Source organism: Brevundimonas viscosa, from assembly GCF_900116065.1.
GTDB lineage: Bacteria > Pseudomonadota > Alphaproteobacteria > Caulobacterales > Caulobacteraceae > Brevundimonas > Brevundimonas viscosa.
On record NZ_FOZV01000018.1, the window covers coordinates 1 to 4,251 of the forward strand.

A 4,251-nucleotide genomic window follows, 5' to 3' on the forward strand; every position below is an offset into this window, starting at 1 on the left:
GTCGAGTTCTGCCTCCTAGCTGACGCCTTGGGCCTCGAGCCGGGGCGGCTTCTTCAGCGGATCGCTTCTGAGGTTAGGAGGAGCGCCTGACCCGGCCGCAGGGGCAGTGGTCAGAACGAGTTCCAGCAATCTTGTCCGCCCCCCCTTTCCCGCAGGGAGCCAAAACGCGCTGCAAAATCCAGCCTCGCATGAGAGGGGTCATGCGTGACAGGAACGGCTGCGGTCTGTCGAGTCGCCGGCGGCGATCTTAGATCGCGAGGGGCCTGCGCCTAAGGGATAAAGTCAGTCCCCTTCGCGAGCGGAGCGGCTTCTCGTCGGAACCGGAGCGGTTTTGGCATCAGCCACAACCTCCGAAGACTGCGCTCCCTCGACAGAACCTTGGTCCCGCGCGAGAAGCTGGAGGTATCCCTCCTTCGCTTGCCTAATCGGCTGCTTCCAAAGAAACAGGTAGGTTCTGTATATGAACTCAAACTGGAACGCAGACAAATACACCAACGTAAAAGCCGCGGTTGAAGAGAGAAACGTTCCCCACGTAAGCGCCGTCTCCGTTTGCAGAGAAATAATCGCGAGGAACGCTATCCCTGAAAACAAGAATGATGTGAGATATATCATCAGCAGTGATAAATGAAAACTGAGATAGCTTATTAGCTGGCGTCCGGTCTGGTCATCATCAATAATCGCAGCCGCATAGCCCAACATGAAAGCTTGCTTTCGCGAGCGCTTGCGGTGCCACTTGAGCGGTACGGGTATGAGTCGGAAGGCATACAGGACACCCAGTGCGAGTATACTGCCCGCAGCTCCCAAGATGACAATTCCGGGAACAGTGCTGGTAAGCCACTTCTCCATCGGGAGCCCCCTCCGTCTCTCTTATGCAATGCGGTTCCGCCGCAGTTATTGGGTGTCAAGAATCCTCAGTTTCCCGAACGCCCGATCTCAACTTCGATTGCTTGAGCAAGCGCTCCAAGAGTTGCACGGAGCTCCGCAAGCACGATCCGAATGGGAGCTCCGCGGGCGAGTGCATCGTTGATCCGCTCAGTAACTCGCGAGAGTGGCTCGTTCAGACTCTCTCCGAGGCGGTAGGCAAGGTCGGGGTTAGTCGTTTGGATAATGGTAAGCCAGCGGAATATTCCCGCGACTTCTAGCGCCCCCTCCGAGTATCCCGCCGCTAGCTCTTTGAGCCCCACTTCTGACACCAGCAAGCTGGTGTGTCCTATTCGAAGGGGGGCGTCATAGAATTGAGCCTCAGCGTCCGATGCGTGGCGCTCAATAGCGCGGCTGAGCCTGTTCACAGCGGCGGTGAGCCTCTCGATGTGCGACTCGAGGTGTCCGAGCTGCTCTAGCTGGTGCGGTCGGTGGTTCGCTTTCGTTGCCGGAGCAGGGCTCGGCCAGATCGCCTTGTACGACTGGACTGCACCGAACACGGCGCTAACTGCTCCCAACGCTAGTGAAGCGATCATGAACGGGTCTGGGTCGATCAACCGCGAATCGTACCGACTTTTCACAATCACACCCGTTGTTGCTTACTAACTTAGAATAGAGCGCCGCTAAGAGGCCCTCCCTCCAGACGGCTTCAGCACCGCATTCGACAACCGCCCCTTTTGCCCTAGTCCTAGCCTCTTCGCCATCTGGCTTCGCGCGGCGCTGTAGTTCGGGGCGACCATTGGGTAGTCCGCCGGCAGGCCATGCTTCTCCCGGTATTCAGCCGGGCTGAGGCCCCGCACCGTTAGGTGACGCTTCAGCGTCTTGTAGGGCCGACCATCTTCGAAGCTGATCAGCGCATCCGGCGTGATCGACTTCCGGATTTCGGCCTTGCTCTTGGGCGCGGTGGTCTCCGCGGGCTCCTGTTCCGCCTGAGCGGTGGTCAAGCCGCTGAGTGTCGCGAACGTGTCTCGGATCAGCTTCTGAAAGTCCTCGGGGTCGAGCCGAACGTTCGTATTGGACGCATAGGCAGCCGCAAGTTCGACCGTCATCCCGCGAAGTTCGTTCAGTTCGTCCTCAGCCATATCTCTCTCCAAGACTCACTAGCACCCGACCGTGCGCTTGGTCTTAGAGAGGATCAATGGCTGTTGAACTTCAGCAATCTCGTCAGCCACCCCCTTCCGCAGAGGAGGCTTAGACGCGCTACGAAATCCCACTTCGTGTGGCGAGCCATTGCAAGGATTGCACTGGCGTGGGCGCCTCAGCCAGAAGCGGACGTGCTGAATGTCCCCTGAGGGTGGAAAGCGGTCACTCCTTGCGGTCGACAAGTCCGTAGGCTCGCATGAAGTCGAAGTAGCTTCGGAAGCCCTCCGTGTGATTGGACCGTGGTTGGCACACGGCGTCAGCCTGTGCCGCTCGCTTGGGATCGAGCCAGACGCTTGTGAAAGGTCCGTCCGGTTCATGAGGACCGACTGGGTCCGCTACGCCGCTCCACGTCTGGGAGCGTCGCAGCCGATAGGTGCGGTCGACACACCGGAACGCCAAGAACTCCAGCGTATAAGCCGGGGTCGTCCACCGGCTAGCTGCCGTGCCGTTCCGATGAACGGTGTATGCGGTTGCGAGGACGAAATCCTGACCTTCAGGAACGAAGGCGAACCCGACGTTGATCGCTGTGGCTTCGCGAGCGTCGGCGTGCGTGACGACCCAGAAATCACTTCGATCCTGCGCGGCAAGTAGGCTGAAGGCGATCAAGGCTTCGATCATGTGACGACAAAACATGCCTCGCCCATCGAGCCAAGTTGAACGTCCGCAACGGGTCGGGAGCGGACCGTCGCTTAAGGGTGGGATGCGGACGTTGACGGCCCGCTTCGCCGACCATACGCCGTGGGCATGAAGGCTGCTCTTACCCTGTCCTTGTATTGCGTTGCCGGAACGATGCTGACGCTGTTGTCCACGTTCGTCGGAGAGCGTTCGGCCTCGGCTGTTTATCCGGAAATCATGGGATGTGAGTCAGGGTGCGCCGTCGTCGCAACCGGCTGGCCCCTGATGTTTGTGCGCGACTATCTCGGTATGTCGGTCGTCCGCACCGCCGACATCATGGAGGTTTGGTTTGCCGCTGATCGGTTCGATTGGCCTCCATTCCTGATCAACGCAGTCTTCTGGAGCCTTGCTCTTCTGGCTGCTCATGCCGGTCTCCGTCGATTGCAGGCGGCGCAACGGTAGTCCGATCGGTCTATATCGGTCTAAGACCGCAATGGGTCGGGAGCAGACCCTCGCCTGAGGGCGCTAAGCGGACAGAGCCACCGGTCCCAGATACCGCTGACGCCCTGCTATCGGCCTAGCGCAAAATCGACGTGGACCTGAACCTCGCGCGTATTCACGCCCTGCATCACCACAGGCGGAGGCGCTACCGTCTGAACGGTCACCTCTCGTCCCTGGCGCATGTTGTAGATCGGAGAAACGCTGGTTTCGCCGTCGCGGATCGCCAACACCCGCCTCACCCGAAGATCAGCGGCCTTAGCATACGCATCAGCTCGAAGACGTGCGGCGCGGTAGGCGGCGGCGTAGGCGACGTTGTCAGTCGCGCTCGGGTCCGCCACCCTCAAATCAGGTCCCGAGACAATATTGCCGCCCGCTTCTGTGGCAGCGGCGATAGCGGGACCGGCCTTTGCGACATCCCTGATGCGAACCTCGACCATGTTCGCCGCTTGGTAGCGTCCGCGCTCGGGACCGTAGTCGATGCGGTTCAGCGTGACGGAGCGAGTCTGGATGTTCTCAGGCGTGATGCCGAGAGCCCGCAAGGCGTCGGTGACGCGGCCCATGACCACGCTGTTTTCCGCACTGGCCGCAGCGGCGGTTCCACCGCTCGTGCTGACACCCAGGGTCAGCAACGCTTCGTCGGGTGCGGCTTCAGCCTTACCGGTCGCGCTGACCTGCAACAGGACCTCGTCGTTCGGCAGGCCAAGCGCGCTGACGTGACCCCCGTTTCTCATCCAGCCATAACAAGAGTCCGTAGTTGATCTGAGCTGGGGTTGTTGGGGTTGGCAAGAGGCCGGTCTGCGCAGCCATCAACCAGCGCAGCAGGCCGGCCGATCTTTCCGGTCAAGCGCCTCGGCATAGGCCTTTGGCGTCAGCCAGCCGAGCTTGGAGTGCGGCCGGGCTTCGTTGTAGTCGCGCCGCCAGGATTCCAGCACGATGCGGGCGTGTGGCAGCGACCGGAACAGAGTTTCGTTCAGCAGCTCGTCCCGTAGACGGCCGTTGAAGCTCTCGTTGAAGCCGTTCTGCTGGGGCTTGCCCGGCGCGATGTAGTGCCAGCCGACGTTGGCCTCGTCG

At 60.6% G+C, this 4,251-nt stretch carries 6 protein-coding genes; 1 reads left to right on the forward strand and 5 read right to left on the reverse strand.

Annotated features, from left to right (window positions below; genetic code table 11):
• Positions 1 to 282: 282 nt before the first annotated feature.
• The 3 genes from BM333_RS15810 to BM333_RS15815 form a co-directional block, all read right to left on the reverse strand.
• Positions 283 to 846 carry a hypothetical protein gene (locus tag BM333_RS15810; RefSeq protein WP_143105869.1) on the reverse strand — a complete coding sequence of 188 codons (564 nt, stop codon included), beginning with the start codon at positions 844 to 846 and terminating at the stop codon, positions 283 to 285.
• 698 nt (positions 847 to 1,544) lie between these two features.
• Entirely contained in the window at positions 1,545 to 2,003 is a 459-nt protein-coding gene (locus BM333_RS15495) for a Ros/MucR family transcriptional regulator (RefSeq protein ID WP_092313856.1), read from the reverse strand.
• 223 nt (positions 2,004 to 2,226) lie between these two features.
• Positions 2,227 to 2,682, reverse strand: a complete 456-nt coding sequence (locus BM333_RS15815) for a hypothetical protein (RefSeq protein ID WP_143105870.1) — start codon at positions 2,680 to 2,682, stop codon at positions 2,227 to 2,229.
• 126 nt (positions 2,683 to 2,808) lie between these two features.
• Between BM333_RS15815 and BM333_RS15500 the strand changes: the two genes are divergently transcribed.
• Entirely contained in the window at positions 2,809 to 3,141 is a 333-nt protein-coding gene (locus BM333_RS15500; RefSeq protein ID WP_143105871.1) for a hypothetical protein, read from the forward strand.
• A gap of 107 nt (positions 3,142 to 3,248) precedes the next feature.
• Here BM333_RS15500 and BM333_RS15505 read toward each other — a convergent pair whose 3' ends face one another.
• Both BM333_RS15505 and BM333_RS15510 read right to left on the reverse strand, forming a co-directional pair.
• Positions 3,249 to 3,911, reverse strand: a complete 663-nt coding sequence (locus BM333_RS15505) for an SIMPL domain-containing protein (RefSeq protein ID WP_092313862.1) — start codon at positions 3,909 to 3,911, stop codon at positions 3,249 to 3,251.
• Positions 3,912 to 3,986: 75 nt separating this feature from the next.
• On the reverse strand, positions 3,987 to 4,251 hold a 265-nt coding region (locus BM333_RS15510), incomplete at its 5' end, for an integrase core domain-containing protein (RefSeq protein WP_245777198.1).